The organism is Streptomyces sp. NPDC036984 (assembly GCF_055607665.1).
This window is the reverse complement of sequence record NZ_JBVJRL010000075.1, coordinates 1-2,860: the sequence shown is the minus strand read 5'-3', so window position 1 is coordinate 2,860 and position 2,860 is coordinate 1. Positions and strand designations below refer to the sequence as shown.

Annotated in this window: 2 protein-coding genes; both read left to right on the top strand. The window is 69.5% G+C overall.

Annotation, left to right across the window (positions count from 1 at the left end; all coding sequences use genetic code 11):
- A partial coding sequence (locus ACZ7DL_RS39005) for an acyl carrier protein (protein WP_470781814.1) occupies positions 1–634 on the top strand: 634 nt, incomplete at its 5' end.
- Between the two features lie 59 nt (positions 635–693).
- Positions 694–2,860, top strand: a 2,167-nt coding sequence (locus ACZ7DL_RS39000) for a type I polyketide synthase (protein WP_470781812.1), incomplete at its 3' end; no start/stop codon positions are given.

Sequence of the window (2,860 nt, the reverse complement as noted above, 5' to 3'; positions counted from 1 at the left end):
AGCCCTCCTGCCCGCCGACCTACGCCCCACCCACCCCATCCCACCCCTACTCACCCACCTCACCCCCACCACCACCCGCCGACCACGCACCACCCCACCCGACACCACCACCACCCTGCGCGCACGCCTGGCCGACCAGACACCCGACCAGCAACACGACACCCTCCTCACCCTCGTCCGCACCCACATCGCCACCGTCCTCGGCCACCCCACCCCCGACACCATCCACCCCGACCACGCCTTCCGCGACCTCGGCTTCGACTCCCTCACCACCGTCGAACTCCGCAACCACCTCACCCACACCACCGGCCTACCCCTACCCACCACCATCGCCTTCGACCACCCCACCGCCACCACCCTCACCCACCACCTCACCACCCTCCTCACCGCCAACGGCGACAGCAGCGTCGCCCCGGTACTGGCAGAGCTGGACAAACTGGAATCCGCGCTCGAGACATTGGACAGGGATGACACCGCCTGCGAACGGGTCACTCTGCGATTGCAGTCACTGATGCTCAAGTGGAGCGGATCTCGGCAGCCCACGAGCGAGGGCACGCACGACTCCGGCAGATTCGCGTCGGCGACCGCGGATGAACTCCTCGAATTCATCGACCGAGACCTCGGCCTCTCCTGAACCGGACCGACGCGGATCCCCCGTGCGCAACGGGTTCTCTCCAAGGACGTGAACTAGACGTGGCGAACGACCAGAAGCTCCTCGAGTACCTCAAGCGAGTGACCGCCGACCTGGACCGGACCCGACGACGTCTGTACGAGGTCGTCGAACGCGAACAGGAGCCGATCGCCATCGTGGGAATGGCCTGCCGCTATCCGGGCGGGGTCGGGTCGCCTGCGGATCTCTGGGAACTCGTCAGCTCGGGAACGGACGCGATCGGTACGTTCCCCACGGATCGCGGCTGGGACCTGGAGAGCCTCTACGACCCCGACCCCGACCGTCCCGGCACCTCGTATACCCGGCACGGTGGATTCCTGTACGACGCCGGGGACTTCGACGCGGAGTTCTTCGGTATCTCGCCGCGTGAGGCGCTCGCGATGGACCCCCAGCAACGGCTCCTCCTGGAGTCCGCTTGGCAGGCGCTCGAACACGCCGGGATCGACCCGACCTCGGTCCGCGGCAGCCAAACCGGAGTGTTCGCGGGCGTCAACCCGCAGGACTACACGACCGATCAGCACGGGCGGCGTTCGGATGTCGAGGGCTACCTGCTGACCGGGGCGGCCGCCAGCATCGCGTCCGGTCGCATCTCCTACACCTTCGGTCTCGAAGGGCCCGCGGTCACCATCGACACCGCGTGCTCCTCATCCCTCGTTGCACTGCATCTGGCCTGCCAGGCCCTGCGCGCCGGCGAGTGCACCATGGCCTTCGCGGGCGGCGCATCGGTGCTGTCCACCCCGCTGGTCTTCGTCGAGTTCGCCCGCCATCACGGCCTCTCCGTCGACGGCCGGTGCAAGGCATTCTCCGCCTCGGCCGACGGCACCGGATGGGGCGAGGGCGCCGGAATGCTCCTCCTTGAACGCCTCTCCGACGCCAAGCGCCACGGCCGTCGGATCCTCGCCCTGGTACGCGGCAGCGCGGTCAACCAGGACGGTGCGTCCAACGGCCTTACTGCGCCCAACGGCCCCTCGCAACGCAGGGTCATCCGCCAAGCCTTGACCAACGCCCATCTCGGCCCCGCCGACGTCGACGCCGTCGAAGCCCACGGCACCGGGACCCGGCTCGGCGACCCCATCGAAGTCCAAGCCCTGCAAGAGGCTTACGGCGAGGACCGGCCCGACGGCCGCCCGCTCTGGCTCGGGGCGTTGAAGTCGAACATCGGCCACTCGGTCGCCGCGGCGGGTGTGGGCGGGGTCATCAAGATGGTGATGGCCCTCCAGAAGGAGCTGCTGCCGCGGACGTTGCATGTGGATGAGCCGTCACCGCACATCGACTGGGCCACCGGTGCCGTGCAGCTGCTGACGGAAGCACGGCCGTGGGATGCGCAGACCGGCCGGCTACGACGGGCAGGAGTGTCCTCCTTCGGGGTGAGTGGGACCAACGCTCACGTCATCCTGGAGGAAGCATCCCAGCCGGAGCCGGCCGTGACCGACGGGGAGGCGGAGCCTGCGGGCGGGGATGCGGGTCGGCCGGTGGTGTGGGTGGTGTCCGCGAAGACCCAGGCCGCGCTCCGTGCCCAGGCCGGCACCCTGCACTCCCACATCAGCGACAACCCCCACCTGGATCCGGCCGCCATCGGTCACGCCCTGGCCCATGCCCGCGCTCTGTTCGACCACCGGGCCACCGTCATCGCCACCGACCGCGACCAGGCCCTGGAGGCGCTCGCGGCCCTCGCCGCCGGAGAGTCACACCCCAGCCTCGTCACCCTCACACACGACAAGACGGCAGCGGGCGGGAAGACCGCGTTCATCTGTTCCGGGCAGGGCACCCAGTACCCCGGCATGGCCCACGGCCTCTACCAAGCCTTTCCCACCTTCGCCGCCGCCCTGGACGAAGTCTGCGCCCACTTCACCGAACACCTCGACCACCCCCTGCGCGACCTCCTCCTCAACCCCGACACCGAAACCGGGATTGGGAGCAGCAGCGGCATCGGGACCGGGGCTGACAGCGAGACCGACACCGGCAGCCGGACCGGCACCACCGACAGCGACAGCGACAGCGGCATCGACACCGGGACGGGGACCGACACCGGGACCGGCAGCGCGACCGGGACCGGTAGCGACAGCGACAGCGACAGCGACAGCGACAGCGGGGACGGTATCGATCGCGGGGCGTTGCTCGCCCAGACGCTCTACGCGCAGCCCGCGCTGTTCGCTCTCCAGGTCGCCCTGCACCGCCTGCTCACCGACA